Origin of the sequence: Actinomadura sp. SCN-SB (assembly GCF_043906805.1) — a bacterium.
Lineage (GTDB): Bacteria > Actinomycetota > Actinomycetes > Streptosporangiales > Streptosporangiaceae > Spirillospora.
The window spans coordinates 1-18,272 of sequence record NZ_JBIMPP010000004.1 but is presented as its reverse complement, the minus strand read 5'-3'; the positions used below and the strand labels follow the sequence as shown (position 1 = coordinate 18,272).

Genomic DNA, 18,272 nt, shown 5'->3' with positions numbered 1-18,272 from the left:
TCAGGGACGAGGGGGCTCGAAATCCTCCACCGTCCGGGTCTTCCACACCAGCCCCAAGTCGGTGGCCTTCTTGGTGTGGGCGTCCGCCGTCTCCCTGTCCACGCCGACGAACTGGGGAATCGCCAGGAAGCTCCCCGGGGCCAGCGCGTCGGCCGTGGCGGCGAGCATCCTCCGGACCTGCTCGTCGTCCGCGATGGAGTGGGCCACCGGCAGGAAGAGCGCCGCCACGGGCTGGTCGAAGTCGATCAGGCGGTTCACTTCCGGATGCGCCAGGACGTCCCGGGGATCGGTCATGTCCGCCTGGATCACCGTCGTGGCGTCCGCGGACAGGCAGTAGTCGTACATCCGCGCCGTGATCGATCACGATACAACCGCTTTGCCCCGCTTGCGGCGCAACCTCGCCGGGCGCCTCACCACAGCCGCAGCGAGCGGGTGAAGATCCCGGCGAGCTCGTCCGGGCCCGCCTGGCGAGGCGCGGTGGCGAGCAGCCGCTGCTGCTTGAGCGTCCCCTCCACCAGGGCGGGGACGTCGGCCTCGGTGTAGCCGACGCCGCCGATGCCGTCCGGGATGCCGATGTCGCGCATCAGGTGCAGCAGGGCGCGCGGCAGGTACTCGGCCGGGTCGTCCGGGCGGTCGAGACCCGGGTCGAGCAGTTCGGCGGCGCGGACGTGCCGGTCGGGCCGGGCCTCGAAGGTGTAGCGGAACGCCTCGGGCGCGGTGAGCGACACCGACATGCCGTGCGGCACCAGCGGCTCGGCGTCGGGATAGCCCTCGGGACGGAAGTCGCGCACGCGTCCGGCGATGGGGTAGGCGTTGGCGTGCGGGATGTGCACGCCCGCGTTCCCGAAGCCCAGGCCCGCGAACGTGGCCGCCAGCGCCATGTCGGCACGGGCCTGCCTGTTCTCACCGTCGCGCACGGCGGTGCGGAACGACCGGGACAGCAGCGTGAGCGACCGTTCCACCCACATGTCCGACACCGGGTTGGCGCCGCAGTACGGGACGCGCTCCTCGGGCCTCTTCCGGTCGTAGGAGTCGAACGGGCGGGCCGTGTAGCTCTCCAGCGCGTGGCACACGATGTCCATGCCGGACGACGCGGTCACCCCGGGCGGCTGGGTGACGGTCAGGTCCGGGTCCACGACCGCCAGCGTCGGGCGCAGCCTGGGGTGGCTGATGCCCGTCTTGACCTTCAGCGCCAAGACGTCCAGGACGCAGACCGTCGTGCTCTCGGCCCCCGTTCCCGTCGTCGTCGGCACCGCGACCAGGGGCAGCAACGGCCTGGCGGGCGCCCGTCCCGCGCCGACCGGCGGGTTGAGGTAGTCGGTCAGGTCGCCCTCGTTGGTGGTCAGCAGGTTGACGGCCTTCGCGGTGTCGATGCACGAACCGCCGCCGACCGCGACATAGGCGTCGTAGGGCCCGTTCGCGCGCGCATGGTCCACGGCGCGTCGCAGGCTCTCGTCGGTGGGCTCGACGTGGACGCCGTCGAAGACCTCGGCGTCGACGCCGTACTCCTTCATCGAGTCCGCGATCCGCTGCGCCGCACCCGTCGCGGCCACGCCGGGATCGGTGACCACCAGCGCGCGGCGCGCTCCGAGCTGGGCCAGGTCGAAGCCGATCTCGCCGGACGCGCCCGCCCCGAACTTCAGCTGTGGCGACCCGTAGGTGAAGACCGATTCGCTCGTCATGACGCCGACCCTCCTCAGGAGTGGGGGACCCTCCGGTGCCCTCTAAGTAGCCAGGGCGCGGGCGTCCCAACCTTAGGATCCCGGCCCGGCCGGCTTGCGTCCGGGGCGGTGTCGGCCGTCTACAGCCCGACCATCGAGAACGCCAACGTCGAGTCGATGCCTGGTGACCACGTACATCACCGATCCGGTACGGGACGCCGTCGTGGTCGGCACGCGGCTGGAGTCCTCCAGGCCCCTCGACCTGACGCCGACGTTCGGCAACGCGATGGGCGCCCGGCTCCCCGACGTCTACGTCAGGGAACCGGGCGCCGCCCCCGTACGCGCCTCGCGGCCCACCAGGACGATCACGATCGCGCTGCCCCGCGCGGGCGGCACCGCGCCGATCCGCGCGGCGGATCCGGGCACGGTGCCCAAGGCGATCGCGACGTCATCACTCCGCCCGGCACCTCCCAGGAGGCCGGGCTCGACCCGACCCGCGGCCCGGTCGTCATCGCCTCGGTCACCGTGCCCTAGGGGTGTCCTACTTGAGCGCCGCCACCAGGACCAGGATCACGGTGGCGACCGCGAACAGCCCGTGACCGGCCACGACGGGCACCGGGAAACCGCGCTCCGGCGGCTCGCCCTGCTCGGCCGGGCCGCCGCCCGACCCGCCCGCGCCGACGCCCGCCGGAGCGGCGGCGCGGGCGCGGTACACCGGGATCCAGCGGGCGAGCATGGCGAAACCGAGCAGCGCGACCGGCACGAGCAGGGCGAACGCCGTCCAGGCCAGCGCCTTGGCGTCGGTGGCCACGTAGACGATCCAGACCACCAGTCCCGCGGCGGCGAGCGCGAAATGGCCGAACAGGACCGGGACGGGCAGCCGGGAGGTACCGGCGCGGGGACCGCCACGGGCGATCCAGATGCCCATCATGAGGAAGCCGCCCAGGGCGGTGACCAGCCAGAGGGCCAATGCGGTGAGGTCCATGACAACTCCGATGGTGTGCGAAGGGGTGGCGCCGGTGTGGAGACTCAGCCGCGGCGGTCGGCGAACCCGTCCGCCTGCGTCCCCTCGTCCGCGACGCGCACGCCGTAGCGGTAGGCGAGCATCCCGCCTAGATATCCGGAAACGCCCAGGACCGCCAGGCTTGCGGCGCTGAGCGCGAGTTGCCCTGCGGGAACGCTGCCGGACGGCCCCTCTCCGGCGTTGCGCCAGAGGAATCCCGCGACGTAGGCGGCGGTCACCAGCAGGTTCAGCGTCATGTGGACGAGCGCGACACCGAACGCCCGCGTCCCCGCCGGGATGGCCAGCAGGTCCAGGGCGCCGACCAGCGCCGCCGCCACGGCCCCGAGCACCCCGATCGCGATCAGCCACAGCGAGCCGCGGGACAGGAACGTGGGGTCGTCCACGAGGTGGGAGGCGACATCGAAGACCAGGCTTCCCACCCACGCGCCGATCGGCACCGTGACCAGGATCGGATGGAACGGATGCCCGTACGGCCCGGCGAGCGCCGGGCTGACGGGTTGCTTGGACTGCCGCTGCACCGTCACGGCGACCGCCTCCCTATTTCGCTAACAAGTATTGGTCTTATCCTCCGTCAAGGTCAAGAACCCGCGCAAGAATCGGGCGGAGTCGCCTACCGACCACTTAAATAGGAGTTATCGTGGCAAGGTGGCCGATCACGACAGCCCGTCCGATCCGATCGAGTCGATCGGCGCCCTCGCCGAGGACCTGCGGCGCCGGATGTTCGCGTTCATCCGGCGCGCGCGCCGCCCGGTGACCCGCGACGAGGCGGCCGCCAGCGTCGGCATCTCACGCAAGCTCGCCGCCTTCCACCTGGACAAGCTCGTCGACGCCGGCCTTTTGCGCGCCCACTACGGGGCGCCCGGCGGCCTCCGCAAGGTCGGACGGCAGCCCAAGGTCTACGAGCCCACCGACGCCCGGATCCGGCTCAGCATCCCCGACAGCCGCCACGAACTGCTGGCCGACCTGCTCCTCACCGCCGTCGTCACCCAGCGGGACGAGGAGACCGCCGAGCAGGCGGCGCTGCGCGCGGCGCACGAGCGCGGCCGGGATCTGGGTGAGCACCAGCACGCCACGCTCCGTCCACGCCGCCTCGGCGCCGAACGCGGCGTGACCCTGTGCGAGCGGATGCTCGAAGACCACGGCTTCGAGCCGGTGCGGGAGAGCCCCACGCGGCTCACACTGCACAACTGCCCGTTCCAGCCGCAGGCCGCCAAGGCCCCCGACCTGGTCTGCGGGATGAACCACGCCTTCGTCACCGGCTATCTTCAGGGGCTGGGCGCCACCGCCGTCCAGGCCGTCCTGGCGCCCCGTCCAGGCGAGTGCTGCGTCGAACTCCGCCAAGCCGGTACGTGACCGCGGCCTAGCCCACTCGGCGGAGGGAACCGCTGACGGTGCCGTTCTCCGCCCGGAAGACGAGGGTGCCTCCGTTGGTCAGCGTGAGCGTCTGCGTCCCGGTGTTGTACTTGCAGGACAGATGCGTCTCCCGGCTGATCCGGGCGGTGACCGTGATGCCACGGGCGCCCGCCCATTCGAGCCTGCCCACCAGGTGGCAGGTGAGCCTTCCGTAGGAGAACCGCTCGGTGAGCACGTCGCTCCCGGCCCTCCCGCGCCGGATGGTGAAACGCAGGGTCTCGTCGTCGCTGCTGGGACCCTCCCAGGTGCCGACCAGCGCCGAAGGGACGGTGCTCCTTCGCGGCGAGGGCGTCGGGGTGGTGGGTGAAGGCCGCGGGGTCGAGGGCGAGGCGGTGGGCGTCGCTCGGGCCGGACCCGCCGTCGCGGCCGTCCCGGAGGCGGGCGCGCCGTCGTCGCCGAGGTCCGTCACGTACAGGACCACGCCGATCAGGGCCAGCGGCGCGAGTACCGCCCCCGCGATCGCGAGGCCCCGGGACCGGCGGGGAGGAAACATCGGCGGGACGCCCGCAGGAGTGGCGCCCGCAGGGGTGACGCTCGCGGGAGGGACGCTGACGGTAGGCGCGCTCGCGGGAGGGACGCTCGCCGGCCGGTCGGCCGATGGCGGGCGGGAGGCGGGCGCCGTCGGCCCCGCGGGGTCCCCGGGCCGCCGGGTCACGGGGGCCTCCAGGTCCAGCAGCGCGACGGCGTGGCGGCCCAGCCTGTCCATGACCTTCGGCGGCAGCCAGGGCTCGGTGGCGCCGGAGGCCGCCGCCCGTTCGATGATCTCCTGCGGGAGCGGACGCGCCGAGGGGTCCTTGGCGAGGCACGAGCCGACCAGCCCGCGCGACGACTCGGGCAGGCCGCCCAGGTCGGGTTCGGCCATGGTGATCCGCATCATCAGCGCGTGCACGCCGTCCTCGGTCGTCGCGAACGGCATGCGTCCCGTCGCCGCGTACGCCAGGACGGATCCCAGCGAGAACACGTCGCTGGCGGGGGTGACCCGCTCGCCCCGGATCTGCTCGGGCGACATGAACGCGGGCGTCCCGATCAGCGATCCCGTGCGGGTGACGACGCTGTGGTTCACCGCGCGGGCGATCCCGAAGTCGATCACGCGCGGGCCGTCCAGGGTCAGCAGCACGTTGGACGGCTTGAGGTCGCGGTGCACCACTCCCCGTTCGTGGATCGCCCGCAGCGCCCCGCCCAGCCCGGCGGCCAGGGTGCGCAGCGACCGCTCCGGCAGCGGGCCGTCCTCCCCGCCCACCACCTCCTGAAGGGTGGGACCGGCGATGTACGCGGTGGCCAGCCACGGGGTCGCGGCCTCGGTGTCGGCGTCCAGGACCGCCGCCGTGAACCTCCCGGCGACCTCGCGGGCCGCCCGCACCTCGTTCCGGAACCGGCGGCGGAACTCGGGGTCACGCGCCAGGTCCTCGCGCACCAGCTTGATGGCGACCGTCCGGCCGCCCGCCGAGCGGCCCAGGAAGACGACCCCCATGCCGCCCGACCCCAGCCTGGCCAGCAACCGGTAGGGTCCCGCCTCCCGCGGATCGCCGGGCTGGAGGGGTCGCGTGGCCACGTCCGTACCCCCTCCCTGCCTCCTCGCTACCGCCTCGCCCGCGAGGATGACCCGCCCGCGCCGAGTCCGCAACCGCGAATTCCGGGTGTGAGGCGGTTTGAGGAGGTCTGTGGAGGCGCCGGACTGAGTCAATTGTCTCGGACGTCATCGGCGTGATGCCCGTCGCGACCGGGCCGCATCGCCCGTTTGACTGACGACGGCGGGTCACGGCACTGGTCACGGTACGGCGTCACGGCGCCCGCCGTCCCCGTCGTCGAACGATCGGGAGGTAGCGGGTTCATGGGTTCCGCGCTGTCCACGGGACTGCCCGGCGAGCTGCCGGGCCGGGGCCGGATCGAACTGGCGGACCTCGTCCGCACCATGGGATACGAGGTGATGCCGTTCCGCTCGGCGGAGGAGTCCGTCGCCGCGCACGTCCCCACCGACGTCCCTCTGACCGTCACCACCACCGAGGCCAGGGGGATCGGCGCGACCGTCGACCTCGCCGTACGGCTGCGCGGGAGAGGCTATGACGTCGCCCCTCACCTGGCCGCGCGCCAGTTCACCGGGGAGGACGAGGTGGCGGCGGTCGTCGGGCGCCTGCGCGCCGCCGGGATCGGGCGGGTGTTCGTCATCGGCGGTGACGCCCCTCGTGCCGCCGGGCCGTTCCCGGACGCGCTCAGCCTGCTCGAAGCGCTCGACCGGGTCGGTCACCCCTTCTCGGACGTGGGCATCGGCGGCTACCCCGAAGGCCACGGAAGCATCGGGCCCGAGCTCATGGAACGGGCCCTCCAGGACAAGGCCGCCCACGCCACCCGCGTGGTGACGCAGATCTGCTTCAAGGCGGAGACCGTCGTGGACTGGGCGGCGGAACTGACCGCGCGCGGCGTGGGCCTTCCCGTGTACGCGGGCATGCCGGGCCCGGTCAACCGCCAGAAGCTCGTCCGGATCAGCGCCGGGATCGGGCTGGGGCAGTCCGCCAGGTTCCTGCGGAAGCAGCGAGGGCTGTGGCGGTTCCTGCTCCCCAAGACCTACGACCCCACGAGGCTCGTGCGCCGCCTGGCCGCCGCCTCGCGCACGTCCACCGGCACCATCGGCGGCCTGCACATCTTCACGTTCAACGAGCTTGAGGGCACCGAGAAGTGGCGCCGCGGCCTGCGCGCCCGGCTCGGGATCGACTGAGCGCCCGCGCGCCGCGACTACGACAAATGACCCACGTGCCCCCGCCGGATCCGGAAGGCGGCTTCCGGCCATTTACCGGTGTCCGGGCACGCGCGGTGGTTCTTACGGTGAGGACGCCGGTCACCCGAGACCGACCGGCGCGGATCGCGGAGAGCACGACCGGACAGGTGGGGCCACATGAGCGCGAAGAACCTGCAAGAGGTGCTGGACCAGGCCGGCGACACCGTGGAGTTGCTGCGCAACTCGCAACTGGGCGCGTGGATCTACCCGGTGGTCCCCTCCGAGTTCACCAACTTCCGCCGCGAGGTCAAGGCGTGGCAGAACACCGCGGTCCTGTTCGACCAGTCGCACCACATGACGAACCTGTGGGTCTCCGGTCCGGACGCGCTCAAGCTGTTCACCGACACCGGCATCAACAGCACCGCGAAGTTCCCGGTGAACTCGGCCAAGCAGTTCGTGCCCGTGGCACCCGGCGGCGGGGTCATCGGCGACGGCATCCTCTTCCGTCTCGCCGAGGAGGAGTTCGTCTTCGTGGGACGGGCGCCGGTGGCCAACTGGCTGACCTTCAACGCCGGCGAGGGGTACAACGTGGACGTCCGCATGGACGACCGCTCTCCGTCGCGCCCCTACGGCAAGCCGGTCGCGCGCGATGTGTGGCGGTTCCAGATCCAGGGGCCGAGCGCGTGGCAGGTCATCGAGAAGGTCAACGGCGGGCCCCTTGAACAGGTGCCGTTCTTCCGCATGGGCTCCATGACCGTGGCGGGCGAGCGGGTCCGCACGCTGCGGCACGGAATGGCGGGCGCGCCGGGCCTGGAGATCTGGGGACCGTACGAGACCTACGACAAGGTGCGGGAGGCGATCCTCGCGGCCGGGGAGGAGTTCGGGCTGGAACCGGCCGGTGCCCGCGCCTACTCCTGCAACACCCTGGAGTCGGGCTGGATCCCCTCGCCCCTGCCCGCCATCTACACCGACGAGGAACTGCGCCCCTACCGGGAATGGCTCCCCGCGAACAGCTACGAGGCGGTCAACGCGATCGCGGGAAGCTTCGTGTCGTCCGACATCGAGGACTACTACACCAACCCGTGGGAGCTGGGCTACGGGTCGTTCGTGAAGTTCGATCACGACTTCGTCGGACGCGACGCCCTGGAGCGGATCGACCCGGAGGTCCAGCGGCGCAAGGTCACCCTGGCGTGGAACGCCGAGGACGTCGCCACGCTGCTGGCCTCGCCGGTCGATCCCGAGGGCCCCGGCTACCAGTTCTTCGACCTGCCGAACGCCAACTACGGCTCGTCCAACTTCGACTCGGTGGTCGACGGTGACGGCACGGTCGTGGGCCTCTCGATGTTCACCGGGTACAGCGCCAACGAACGCAAGGCCCTGTCCCTCGCCACGATCGCCCCGGACGTGCCGCTCGGCGCAGAGGTCCGCGTGATCTGGGGCGAGCCCGGCGGCGGCTCCCGGAAGACCACGGTGGAGCCGCACGAGCAGTTCGAGGTCCGCGCCATCGTCAGCCCCGCCCCGTACGCGGAGATGGCCCGCACCAGCTACAAGCCGGGCTGGCGCACCGCCGCGGCCGGGTAGTCCGCGTCGTCCCGCTCCGGGGCCGGCCACGTCATGCCGACGTGGCCGGCCCCGTTCTCATGCCGTGGAACCTGCCCCGGCCGGCCGATGCCGCGCCGGTGGTCATTCATCGGTGGCCGCGCGGTCCCAGTTCATGGCGACGAGGCGTTCCGTTCCCGCCATCCACAGGGCGAAGGTGAGGTAGCCGGCCTCGAAGGACACCAGGTCACGGTCCCAGCGGTCCCGGTCTCCCCGCCGCGCCCTGCGCAGCAGGAGAAGCCCGGCGGCGAGGTTGAGCCCCGCCCACACGCCGTTCACGACGGGGCCGGAGCGGCGGCCGGCCAGCGGCGTCATGTGGCGGCGACCGGTGACGGCCGTGGCGAGGTGAGGCGCGCTGTTGGCGACCAGCATCCCGGCGAAGAACGGCGAACCCGGCAGACGTCTCATGGGCGCGATCCTAGAGGCCGCCTCATACGCCCGGCTTCTCTCACGTCTCGTGTGAACGAAATGCGGCGGGATCGGAGTACTCCCTCTTGAGAGATGAGCGTGAGGAGCCTCATGAGTTATCCACCGCACGCGGATCCCCGGTACGGCGTGCCCCGTGACACCGCCCGGTACGACCGCGGCGCATCCCCCCGGTACGGACCTGGCCCGAGCGCCGCCCCGGCCGCCACGTACGGGAACGGCGGCGACGGCTCCGGGTACGGCACGGGCGGGCCACGGCGTCCCGAGGTCATGGCTCCTCCGCCCCCTCGTACGTGGCCGCAGGACGATCCGTTCAGGCGCCCGCCGCCGCGGGACCCGTTCAGGCGGCCGCCACCGGCCGACACGTGGACCTTCCCCGACGACGACGAACCCCGCCGCGGCAGGGGGGTGCCCGTCCTGGTGGTCGTCGTCGCCGTGCTGGCGACGCTGGTGACCGGGGGAGCGGCGGGGGCCGTCGCCGGACGGATGACCGCCGGGACCCAGGCGACCCCGGCGGCCTCGCGTCCCGGCGCCGGGCCGGGGAAGCGCGCGTCCGGTGACCTGAGCGCGGTGGCCGCGCGGGTGCGGGCGAGCGTGGCGTCCATCGAGGTGCGGTCGGGGAACGCCCGGGGCACCGGGTCGGGGTTCGTGATCGACCGTCCGGGACGCGTGCTGACCAACGCGCACGTCGTCGGGGAGGGCGGCGAGGTCGTCGTGGTGCTCGGCGACCGGCGCCGCGTGCCCGCGCGCGTGGTGGGCTCCGACCGGGCCAACGACCTGGCCCTGCTGGCGATCCCCGAGGCCCAGAGCCCGGCCCCGCTGGTGTTCGGGCGGTCCGCGGCGGTCCGCGTCGGTGAGCCGGTGCTGGCCCTCGGCTCGCCGCTGGGCCTTGAGGGGACGGTCACCAGCGGCATCGTCAGCGCGCTGAACCGCAGGGTGCGCATGGGCGAGGGAGGGATCTGGAGCACGGCCCTGCAGACCGACGCGTCGATCAACCCGGGCAACTCCGGCGGCCCGCTGGTCAACGCCCGGGGCGAGGTCATCGGGGTGAACACGGCGATCGCGACCCTGTCGAGGAACGGCGAGGGCGGCTCGATCGGCATCGGGTTCGCGATCCCCGCGGACCAGGCCAGGCTGGGCGCCCAGCGGCTGGCCGGCTGACGGCGGCGCCACGTCAGTAGCCGCCGCCCGAGGACGATCCGATCGCCGAGACACAGGCCACCAGCAGGAAATACACGATGAGGAGACCGGCGCAGCCGAGGCCCATCGTGCGGGCCCTGGCCATGTCGTTCCACCACGGAGGCGACCATGGCGGACGCGGAGCCGGGAACGGCGGTCCAGGACGAGGCGGGTAAGCGTGGGGCGGGCCAGGACGAGGCGGGTAGGGGCGGCCGTAGAGCGGCGGCATCGGTGGTCGTCCGGTGTGAGGAGGGACAGGCGGGTGGCCTCCCGCGACCGGGAAGAACACCTCGCCCGCCGGCGGGGCGACACGAGGCGCGGCCGGTCCCGCGGCGGGCGCCCGCGGCGGGACTGCGGGACGCGGGACGGTGGAGCGCGGCCCGGTGACGGGACGCGGTCGGCGCTGCGGACCGGGCGCGCGGGGTGTGGCGTCCACGCGCGGGCGCGGTGGCAAGGGGATGAGCGTGCGGGCGTCCGTGGCGGTGCCGCGGTCGGTCTCGCACACCAGGCAGGCGTCGTCCTCCGGGTCGTTCCGGACATCGCAGCGCAGGCAGCGCCAAGACCGCACGGGAAGGGCGTCCTCGGCGGCGGTCACGGGGCCTTCACCTCCATGACGCCCTCGCATTCCGCGGTGGCGGCGGCGCGCAGCCGCGCCCGCAGGACGTCGAGGAGGGCCTCGGTCTCGGGTCCCGGGCGGAAACCGATCCAGTCGGCCGTGTCGGGCACGGGCTCGCAGCAGGCCACCGGCCGCGCCGCCGGCACCCGTCGTCGCCACCCGATCACAGGCTGTTCACGATCGTGTTGATGATCTCGTCCATCTCGAACTCCTCCAGGCCCTCGCCCGCCGCGGACGGGAACAGGAGCGTCTGGTTCCAGTCCTCGACCAGCTCCGACCAGGGCTCGGTGTCGGGGGCGAAGAGCACCAGGCGCTTGGCGGAGTTCTCCATCAGGGCGGTTCTGCTGCTCGCGTACCCCCACTGCTCGAAGAGCTCGTCCATGCCGGCCGGTATCCCGGCGGGGTAGGTGTGGGCGGCCCGCGACCGCGGATCGCCGAGCGGATGCGCGGGCGCGTCGGTGAACATCACGATGATGTGGCGGCGCCGGTCGAGCCCGCGCTCCCACGGCGAGGCGATGGCCAGCGCCAGCGCCTCCAGCCCCGACTCGGGGAGGTCGCCGCCGCCGAGCGGCAGCAGCCCCCGCACGAAGGCATCGAACTCGGCGGCCTGGTCGGGGAAGACGAGGAACCCCGTCTGCTCGATCGCGCTCTTGGCGTGGTCGCCGAAGTCGCGGAAGGCGATCACCCGGAGGCGGAGCTGGCTGATCGCCTTCCCCCGGTCCGCCATCACCGCGTCCAGCCGCTGGTGGAAGGACATCGCGCTCTTCTTCACCGCGTCGAGCACCGGCCACATGCTGTCGGTGACGTCGATGCACAACACGATGTCCACCGCGTACTTCAGGTTGTTCCGGCCGTCGAGCCCCATGAAAGACCCCCTGTCGTTTCTCGCTGGTCGTCGTCGGTAGGTGTCGATGGGCCGCCGGGCCACCCGCCGGCCGTCCGGCTCCGGTCGAGCAGGCACAGATCCGGATCCCGCAGCGCCTCGAAGACCGAGGCCGCCGTCGGCCGCTCCCGCGGGTCGGCCGCCGTCATGGACGTGATCAGGGCGCGCATCGCCGGGGCCAGCCGCTCGTCCACGCGCAGCGGGACCCCGTCGTCCACCGCCTCGGCCGGTGCGGTGTGACCGCCGGTGCCGTAGGCGGGAAGCGCCCCCGTCAGGTACAGGTGGATCATCAGCCCCAGCGAGAAGACGTCGGCGGACGTGGTGAGGTCCTCGGGACCCGTGTCCCCGTCGTCACGCAGGTAGCGGAGCCACTCGGGCGCGCCGTACAGATGGTCGCCCGCGACGAGGCCGGGCGGGGGCGGGCGCCCGGACAGGTACGCGTCGTCGAGGTCGATGAGCTTGGCCGTGTGGAAGGTGTTCGCCGCGCGTTGCTGGACGAGCACGTTGGCGGGCTTCACGTCGCCGTGCACGATGCCGAGCCGGTGCAGCAGCCGCAGGCTCAGGACGAGCGTCCGCAGCAGCACGCTGCGGCTGCGCGTGTCGAGGGCGTGCGGCTTGGTCAGGGACGAGGTGTCGATGCGCTCGGTCACCTTGTAGTAGGACGACTTGTGACGGAAGAAGTCCACGGCGAGCACGAGGTTGCCCGTGCCGACCGCCTCCGGGTCGAGCAGGTTCATGATCGACACATGCCGTTCCTCGAACTCCTGGCACTCGCGGAGCCGGGCTCGCCTGCTCGCCTCGCTCCCGCCTCCGCCCTCGCGCGGGTACTTGGGTTCGAGGAAGCGCTTGAGGAAGTACTCGCGTCCGTCGCGCTCGGCGAACGCCCACATGCACTTGCCGCCGCCCTCGTTCGTGGGCTCGCTGACGATCGTGTAGCCGTTCACGACCTGTCCCGCTCTCACCACGTCCCTCCTTCCTGTGAGGACGAGCCTTCGGATCCCGCGACGGCGACCGGAGGCATGCGCCGCTCGTAGTCCGGCCGGTAGGCCAGCCACGTCCGGTGCCGCCATTCGTCGAAGCCGGGACGGCCGTGGTGCTCCCGGCCCAGCCAGTAGTCGCGCTCGACGGTGTCGGCGCGGCGGGCGAACGCGCTTCGCAGGTCCTCGAAGTGGCGGTAGCCGAGGGCCACCGCCGTCAGCGACGCGTCGTCCCCCGTGTACTCGGCCACCCGGGCGCAGAGCAGGTCGGCCCAGTCCGCCGTGTCCCTGGCGTCCTGGAGCGCCCGCAGCAGGTGCCGCTCGAAGTGCGCGGGCGTGTCCACGTACCCGAAGAAGCCGTCGGTGGCGCAGACGAGCACGCAGGGCAGCTCGAACGAGGTGTCCGACTGGTCGATGCGGAAGGCCCTGTCGGCGCAGATCACGTTGGTCATCGGCGGGTCCTGGACGAGCTGTTCCAGCGCGTCGGTCTCCGCCGTGTGGTCGCGGGTGAGCGCCTGGAGGCCCGTCCCGGAGGACAGCAGGTAGGCGCGCGAGTCCCCGGCCCAGAGCACCCGGCAGCCCACCCGGCTCCCGGCGCGCCGGTACCGGACGGCCGCCATGGTCGTGGGCAGTTCCCGGCGGACGCCTCCGACGAGACGGCTGGGACGGTCCGGGCGCATGGGGGCCAGCAACCGCGTCATGTGACGGCTCAGCGTGGCCGCGTCCCCCGCGGGACCGCCGGATCCGGACCCGCGCCCGGCCACGGTCGCGCGAAACCAGCTCTCGGTGGCCGAGCGCGCGACGCGGGCGCCGACCCAGGCGCCGCTGCGCCGCGGCCCGCCCGGGAGCTCGTGCGCGATGGACGCCCCGGCCCCGCCCGCGCCGTCGAAGACCGCGGCGAGCCCTTCGCCCGTCGGCACATGGTGGACGAGGAGAGGCTCGGCGTCCTCGCCCTTCCCCTGCACGCGTTCGGTCCAGACACCGATGGACAGCAGGGAGGCACACTGGTGGTACCAGGAGGCGCGGCCGTTGCCGGCCTCGGCCATGGACGCGATCCGCACGCCGCTCACCCCCCGTCGTCCGGCCGCCGCAGCCCACGGACCCGGCTGCCGCGCGGCCCGGGACGAGAGTCCGTGTTGCCTGGAGGGCCGCCTGGAGGCTCGTCCGGCGGTGGCCCGGTGGGAGGCTGCGTGGGACCCGCCGGGTAGCTGTACTGGGGCGGCGGGTCGTCGTCATCCGGTGGCGCGGGCCGGGACGGCTCCCCCGCCGGAAGGCCCCGTACGCGGCTGGACCGCGTCCCGCCGAAGGGCACGCTCGACCCGCCGGTGATCCGGTTCACCAGGTCGCGCTCGGCCTCCAGGTGGTCGAACGGCTCGCGATCGGCGCCGGTGCCGGCGAGAAGCCGGTCCAGGGTCTCGCGCAGCTCCTTGCGCTCGTCCGCCTCGGCCGCCGCGATCCACTCCAGGGCGGCGCGCGGGCCCTCCGTCTCCACGATCTCGGCGAGCAGGCCCTCGGCGCCCTCCCGCCGCATCATCTCCAGATGGCGGTCGCGGCGCATCGCGTTCAGCCTGGTCTCCCTGCGCACATCGCGGTACTCCCGCGCCGCCTTGGCGACCTCGTCCTCGTCCAGGAGCAGCTCGACCGAGGCGTTGCGCAACCGGAGCGCGGAGTCGCCGGGGAACGAGGCGAGCGTCTCGTTGAGCGCCTCCTCGGCCTCGTGGAACTCCTTGATGTCGAAGCGTTTGGCGACCGGCCGCAGCATCCGCCTGATCGGGTCGTACAGGGTCGCGCCCAGATCGCGGATCCCCCGGGCGACGACCACCGCGGGCTCGCCGACCCGGCATCCGACCACGACCTGGCCGTTGAAGGAGAAGACGGGGTCGCGGCTGACCAGCGGCACCCGGAACCGCACCCGGTGCTCGGCCAGGTCGACCAGGGCGCTGTACTGGTAGACGCCGTAACGCGCGTCCGGGACGAGCTCGCCGTGGCGGATCGTGATCGGGTTGCCCTCGTGCGGCACCAGCACCAGGGCGGTGCCGGGCGCGGGGGCGCGCAGCGGGCGCAGCAGCCGGAACATCGAGATCGGCCGCTCATCGAGGATGGGATTGATCCTGCCGTTGCTCCATTGGTCCATGCCGTGCGTCCTTAAAGGCTCGGGTGTCCTTGGTGTGCCGGGTCAGGCGCTCAGATTCAGCGCGCGGCGCAGAGAGGCGGCGGCCCTGGACGGCCGGTCGGCGTCGGACGCCCACGCGCCGAGATACCAGTCGAGCCGCTGCCGGTGCCGTCCGCCCCGCGCCGCCACCCCGGCCAGCAGGCCGCGGATCGCGTCCAGCGCGGCCGGGTCGTCGCCGTCGGCACCGAGAACGAGGTCGCGCAACGCGTCGAGCGCGAGCTCCTGGGCGGGCTTGCGGGCAAGGGCACGCGCCCAAAGCTCCTCCAGATGCCGCCGGTGCCGCCCGCCGTCCGCGACCAGCAGCGGACGATCGGATCCGCCGTCGGGCAGGTACGTCCAGGGGACGGGCGCGGTCGCGATGAACACGAACACCGACAGCGCCTGCGCCACCAGCGGCGAGTCGTCCTGGGGCCGGGACCACTCCAGCAGGGCGCCGAGCACCTCGGTCTCCCGCCCCAGCTCGACCAGCTGGAGCATGGCCAGGCTGACCGTGATCAGGCCGCGCCACTTCTCGTCGTCCAGGACCGCGCGGAGCAGGGCCAGCGCGCGTTCGGGCTCCCGGGCGCCGAGCGGCCCGCCGACCGCCCCTGCGGCGGTGTGGCGCAGCCGGTTCTGGAACGGCGAGCCCTCCTCCTCCGCCCACGACTCCAGCAGGGACCACACGGGACCGGTCAGCTCCGGCTCGCTCGCCAGCAGGCCGAGCGCCGCCGCGACGGCCTCGCGCGTCGTCCTCCTCTCGGCGCCCGCCCAGCTCCGCAGGAACCGGTGCAGCGCGTGGTCGAGGTCGCAGCGCGCGATCAGCCCGGTGGCGACGGCGGCGCGGCCGCGCACCTCGATGTCGCGGTGGTCGGTGAGCCGCCGCAGCCAGCGCAGCAGCGGCCCCCTCGCGCCGTCCAGGTACTGCCACGCGTACCCGAGGACGGCGGGCTGGAGCAGGTCGTCGGTGAAGCGCACCCGGGACGGCGCGCCCGGGGCGGCGGGCGCGCCGCCGCCGAGCTCGATCCAGGGGTGGTCGGTGCCGAGCCGTTCACGGAAGCGCAGGTCGGACGGGTCGGCGGCCTCCGGATCGAGCTGCCTGTACAGCTCCACCGCGGCGTCGGACACCGTGAGGTAGCCCGCGCCTTCGAGGACCGCGGCGGCGAGCGCGAAGCAGGTCGCCTCGGCCGACCGGTGCCGCCCGAACCACGCGTGGACCTGCGCGGCGGGATCGCTCAGCGCGCGGACGGTGGCGGCGAGGTCACCGCCCTCACCGAACGCGTCCGCGAGGCGGACCGCCGTGCGCGGCTGGGGCTGCCGCGCCAGCAGGTGGAACCCGCCCGCCTCGTCCAGCGAGCGGTGCAGGTCCTCCAGCTCGGACGGATCGGGATCGGGTCCCAGGACGCGGTGGGTGAAGACGGTGACCGGATCGAGCTCGCCGAGGGTGGTCAGCACGTGCGGCGAGTGGGCCGCCGCCTCCAGCAGCGCACCGGTCGGCGATCCGGTCAGCACGACCAGATAGCCGTCCGCGTCGCGCACCCGCCTCGCCGTCGCCTCGATCCACTCCTCGTCGATTCCGGACGCGACCACCGGGTCACGGCCCTCCGCGCGGACGTCGAGGTCGATGACGTGACCGGCCCCCCGCGCCGAGGGCGTCCACTCACCGGCGGCGGCCGCCTCCGGGTCGGCCACGCGGAAGCAGGCGCCGTCGCCGTCCTCGGCGTCGAGCGCCTCGATCAGCAGGTTGAGCGCCGCCGCGTCGCGGCCCGTCCCGACCGGCACGGCCAGGACGAGCAGCCGCCGCTCGCGCAGGCGGCGCAGCGCGCCCGCGTAGCCGGACGGGCGGACGTAGCGGTCGCGGTGCGCGCTCAGCGTCGCCGCGTCGATCCGGACGTCGTCGCGAGCGGCGCGCGGGCGACCGGCACGGCCGCCGCCGACGGAGAAGTCGCCGCCGACCTCCACGTCATGGAACATCGCCAGCGTTCCGATGTGCACGTCGCCGCGATGGCGTTCGCGGTCGAGGCGCGAGTTGGCGTCCTCCACGAACGAGGTCATCCGCGTCAGCTCCGCGCGGAAGGCCGCGTCACCGAAGTCGCGCAGTCCCTTCAGCGCGTCGGCCACGGGATCGGCCGGCTCCGCGCCGGGGTCGGGCCCGGGGTGGGCGTCGTGGCCCTCGTCCTCGTCCGCCCCGTCCTCGGCGGCGCCGGGTGAGGGATCCGCGAGGTCCTCGCCGTCGTCGATCATCGTTGTCCGCCTCCGTCCCGGGCAGCGTGGGTCAGTTGATGGTGAAGTCGCCGGAGACCTGGACGGTCTCGTTGAAGACGGTGGCCTTGCCGATCGTCGTCGCGTTGATCGACACCGGCCTCGTCGGCGAGGTGGGCGAGGGCGCGCCGGCGAGCCGCCGCAGGTCGTCGGCGAACGACCGGTCGCGGGCCAGCGCGGCGACGAGGGCCCGTTCGAGGGCGGCCACGGCGTCGTGGCTGTCCGGCTCCCTGACGACCCAGGCGAGGATGGTCGCGGCGGCCGGGTCCTCCGTGAACTGCGCCCGCAGCCTGCCGGCGAGGGCGGTGCCGCCGGTCCCGCCCGAGTCCGCGGTGCCGCCCCGCGCGCTCGTCTCCGCGACGAGCCGGGCCGCCCGGCTCGCGAGGTCGTGGTCGTCCCGCTGGTCGTGGTCATGGGTGGACGGCATCGTCGCTCCCGGGTGGTGTGCGGATGGTTCCCGCCGTGGCGGGGGAAGGAGCGCCGGATCCTCTTGGAGGATGCGCCGCCGCAGGTTTTCCAGCCGCGGCGACGGGTCGCTGCCCTGCTCTTCCAGAAGGCGCTCCCTGGTGATGTGGAAGAGGTTGAGCGCGTCACCGCGCCGCCCGGCATGGACGTAGGCCAGCATCAGCAGCTCCACGAGCTGCTCGTCCTGCGGCTTGGCGTCGAGCCAGAGCGCGAGTTCGGGGATCAGCCGATGCTCATGGCCGCCGAGCCGCAGCTCCGCCTTCACGCAGTCGACGAAGGCGGCCTGGCGCCTGCCTCGGAGCGCGCTCCGCTGCCCCTCGGCCCAGGTGCCGGGGAGCCCGGCCAGAGGGTGGACCTCGTCCGGTCCCGAGTCGTCCGCCCGCCATTCCTTCAAGGCGGCGCGCAGGAGGGCGGCGGCCTTCGCGTCGTCCCGCCCGGCGAGCCGGGCCGCCTCGGCGACCCGGTCGTCGAAGCGGTGCAGATCGACCCGGGCGGGGTCCACGCGGGCTCGATAGCCGCCGTCGTAGCGCGGCAGGAGCGCCGCGCCCGTGCCGGAGCCCGCCTTGTCGAGATGCCTCCGCGCCTTCTTGAGGTAGTCGCGCAGCAGTTCGGGCGATGTCTCTGGTGAGGCGTTCCCCCACAGCCGGTCGGTGAGCTCCTCCGTGCTCAGGGCGCGGCCCTTGGCCAGCAGCAGGGCGGTCAGGACGAGGCGGTCCATCGGGGCGCCCAGCTTGAGGGGACGGCCGTTCACCATGGCCTCGACCGCCCCGAGCACGCGGAATTCCACGTCCGCGCCCGGACCTGGGGAATCGCCCGGGGCCGGCGAATGCCGGTCCGCGGCCTCGAACGCTGTCGACATGCCTGAACTCCCCGAATCGAACCGTGAACAGAGGGGCTAGGGAAAA

At 73.3% G+C, this 18,272-nt stretch carries 18 protein-coding genes; 4 read left to right on the top strand and 14 right to left on the bottom strand.

Features of this window, described 5'->3' with window-relative positions; translation table 11 throughout:
* The 4 genes from ACGWYJ_RS03690 to ACGWYJ_RS03675 form a co-directional block, all read right to left on the bottom strand.
* Positions 1–345, bottom strand: a complete 345-nt coding sequence (locus ACGWYJ_RS03690) for an SAM-dependent methyltransferase (RefSeq protein WP_395104099.1) — start codon at positions 343–345, stop codon at positions 1–3.
* A 65-nt stretch (positions 346–410) separates the two neighbouring features.
* The gene (locus tag ACGWYJ_RS03685) at positions 411–1,682 is read right to left on the bottom strand and encodes a hydroxyacid-oxoacid transhydrogenase (RefSeq protein ID WP_395104098.1); all 1,272 of its coding nucleotides are present in this window, start codon (positions 1,680–1,682) and stop codon (positions 411–413) included.
* Positions 1,683–2,202: 520 nt separating this feature from the next.
* Positions 2,203–2,646, bottom strand: a complete 444-nt coding sequence (locus ACGWYJ_RS03680; protein ID WP_395104097.1) for a hypothetical protein — start codon at positions 2,644–2,646, stop codon at positions 2,203–2,205.
* A gap of 44 nt (positions 2,647–2,690) precedes the next feature.
* The gene (locus ACGWYJ_RS03675; protein ID WP_285692674.1) at positions 2,691–3,209 is read right to left on the bottom strand and encodes a DUF2231 domain-containing protein; all 519 of its coding nucleotides are present in this window, start codon (positions 3,207–3,209) and stop codon (positions 2,691–2,693) included.
* A 121-nt stretch (positions 3,210–3,330) separates the two neighbouring features.
* Here ACGWYJ_RS03675 and ACGWYJ_RS03670 point away from each other — a divergent pair, with 121 nt between their 5' ends.
* Positions 3,331–4,038 carry a helix-turn-helix transcriptional regulator gene (locus ACGWYJ_RS03670; protein ID WP_395104096.1) on the top strand — a complete coding sequence of 236 codons (708 nt, stop codon included), beginning with the start codon at positions 3,331–3,333 and terminating at the stop codon, positions 4,036–4,038.
* Between the two features lie 7 nt (positions 4,039–4,045).
* On the opposite strand, the gene ACGWYJ_RS03665 is transcribed toward ACGWYJ_RS03670, so the two are convergent.
* Positions 4,046–5,650: a protein kinase gene (locus tag ACGWYJ_RS03665; RefSeq protein ID WP_395104095.1), complete on the bottom strand. Its 1,605-nt coding sequence runs from the start codon at positions 5,648–5,650 to the stop codon at positions 4,046–4,048.
* Between the two features lie 186 nt (positions 5,651–5,836).
* On the opposite strand from ACGWYJ_RS03665, the gene ACGWYJ_RS03660 reads away from it, so the two are divergent.
* The gene (locus ACGWYJ_RS03660) at positions 5,837–6,811 is read left to right on the top strand and encodes a methylenetetrahydrofolate reductase (RefSeq protein WP_395104094.1); all 975 of its coding nucleotides are present in this window, start codon (positions 5,837–5,839) and stop codon (positions 6,809–6,811) included.
* Positions 6,812–6,988: 177 nt separating this feature from the next.
* Positions 6,989–8,392 carry a hypothetical protein gene (locus ACGWYJ_RS03655; protein WP_395104093.1) on the top strand — a complete coding sequence of 468 codons (1,404 nt, stop codon included), beginning with the start codon at positions 6,989–6,991 and terminating at the stop codon, positions 8,390–8,392.
* 102 nt (positions 8,393–8,494) lie between these two features.
* Here the strand turns inward: ACGWYJ_RS03655 and ACGWYJ_RS03650 are convergent, their stop codons facing one another.
* Positions 8,495–8,818 (bottom strand): hypothetical protein, encoded by a 324-nt coding sequence (locus ACGWYJ_RS03650; RefSeq protein ID WP_395104092.1) that lies wholly within the window; start codon positions 8,816–8,818, stop codon positions 8,495–8,497.
* Positions 8,819–8,929: 111 nt separating this feature from the next.
* Between ACGWYJ_RS03650 and ACGWYJ_RS03645 the strand changes: the two genes are divergently transcribed.
* Positions 8,930–9,997: a S1C family serine protease gene (locus tag ACGWYJ_RS03645; protein WP_395104091.1), complete on the top strand. Its 1,068-nt coding sequence runs from the start codon at positions 8,930–8,932 to the stop codon at positions 9,995–9,997.
* A gap of 13 nt (positions 9,998–10,010) precedes the next feature.
* Here ACGWYJ_RS03645 and ACGWYJ_RS03640 read toward each other — a convergent pair whose 3' ends face one another.
* Genes ACGWYJ_RS03640 through ACGWYJ_RS03605 form a run of 8 tightly spaced genes read right to left on the bottom strand, consistent with a single transcriptional unit; the run spans position 10,011 to position 18,226 of the window.
* Positions 10,011–10,610, bottom strand: coding sequence for a hypothetical protein (locus ACGWYJ_RS03640; protein ID WP_395104090.1), 600 nt, complete (start codon positions 10,608–10,610; stop codon positions 10,011–10,013).
* On the bottom strand, positions 10,607–10,777 hold the full coding sequence (locus ACGWYJ_RS03635) for a hypothetical protein (RefSeq protein WP_395104089.1): 171 nt from the start codon (positions 10,775–10,777) through the stop codon (positions 10,607–10,609). Before ACGWYJ_RS03635 ends, ACGWYJ_RS03640 begins: the two co-directional genes overlap by 4 nt.
* Before the next feature lie 17 nt (positions 10,778–10,794).
* Positions 10,795–11,496, bottom strand: coding sequence for a vWA domain-containing protein (locus ACGWYJ_RS03630; RefSeq protein ID WP_395104088.1), 702 nt, complete (start codon positions 11,494–11,496; stop codon positions 10,795–10,797).
* Positions 11,469–12,476 (bottom strand): protein kinase, encoded by a 1,008-nt coding sequence (locus ACGWYJ_RS03625; RefSeq protein ID WP_395104087.1) that lies wholly within the window; start codon positions 12,474–12,476, stop codon positions 11,469–11,471. The genes ACGWYJ_RS03630 and ACGWYJ_RS03625 overlap by 28 nt, the downstream gene beginning before the upstream one ends.
* Positions 12,473–13,552 (bottom strand): hypothetical protein, encoded by a 1,080-nt coding sequence (locus ACGWYJ_RS03620; protein WP_395104086.1) that lies wholly within the window; start codon positions 13,550–13,552, stop codon positions 12,473–12,475. Before ACGWYJ_RS03620 ends, ACGWYJ_RS03625 begins: the two co-directional genes overlap by 4 nt.
* A 5-nt stretch (positions 13,553–13,557) precedes the next feature.
* The gene (locus ACGWYJ_RS03615; RefSeq protein WP_395104085.1) at positions 13,558–14,625 is read right to left on the bottom strand and encodes a hypothetical protein; all 1,068 of its coding nucleotides are present in this window, start codon (positions 14,623–14,625) and stop codon (positions 13,558–13,560) included.
* A 42-nt stretch (positions 14,626–14,667) separates the two neighbouring features.
* The gene (locus ACGWYJ_RS03610) at positions 14,668–16,884 is read right to left on the bottom strand and encodes a hypothetical protein (protein ID WP_395104084.1); all 2,217 of its coding nucleotides are present in this window, start codon (positions 16,882–16,884) and stop codon (positions 14,668–14,670) included.
* Between the two features lie 31 nt (positions 16,885–16,915).
* Positions 16,916–18,226 (bottom strand): BTAD domain-containing putative transcriptional regulator, encoded by a 1,311-nt coding sequence (locus tag ACGWYJ_RS03605; RefSeq protein WP_395104083.1) that lies wholly within the window; start codon positions 18,224–18,226, stop codon positions 16,916–16,918.
* Between the last annotated feature and the right edge of the window lie 46 nt (positions 18,227–18,272).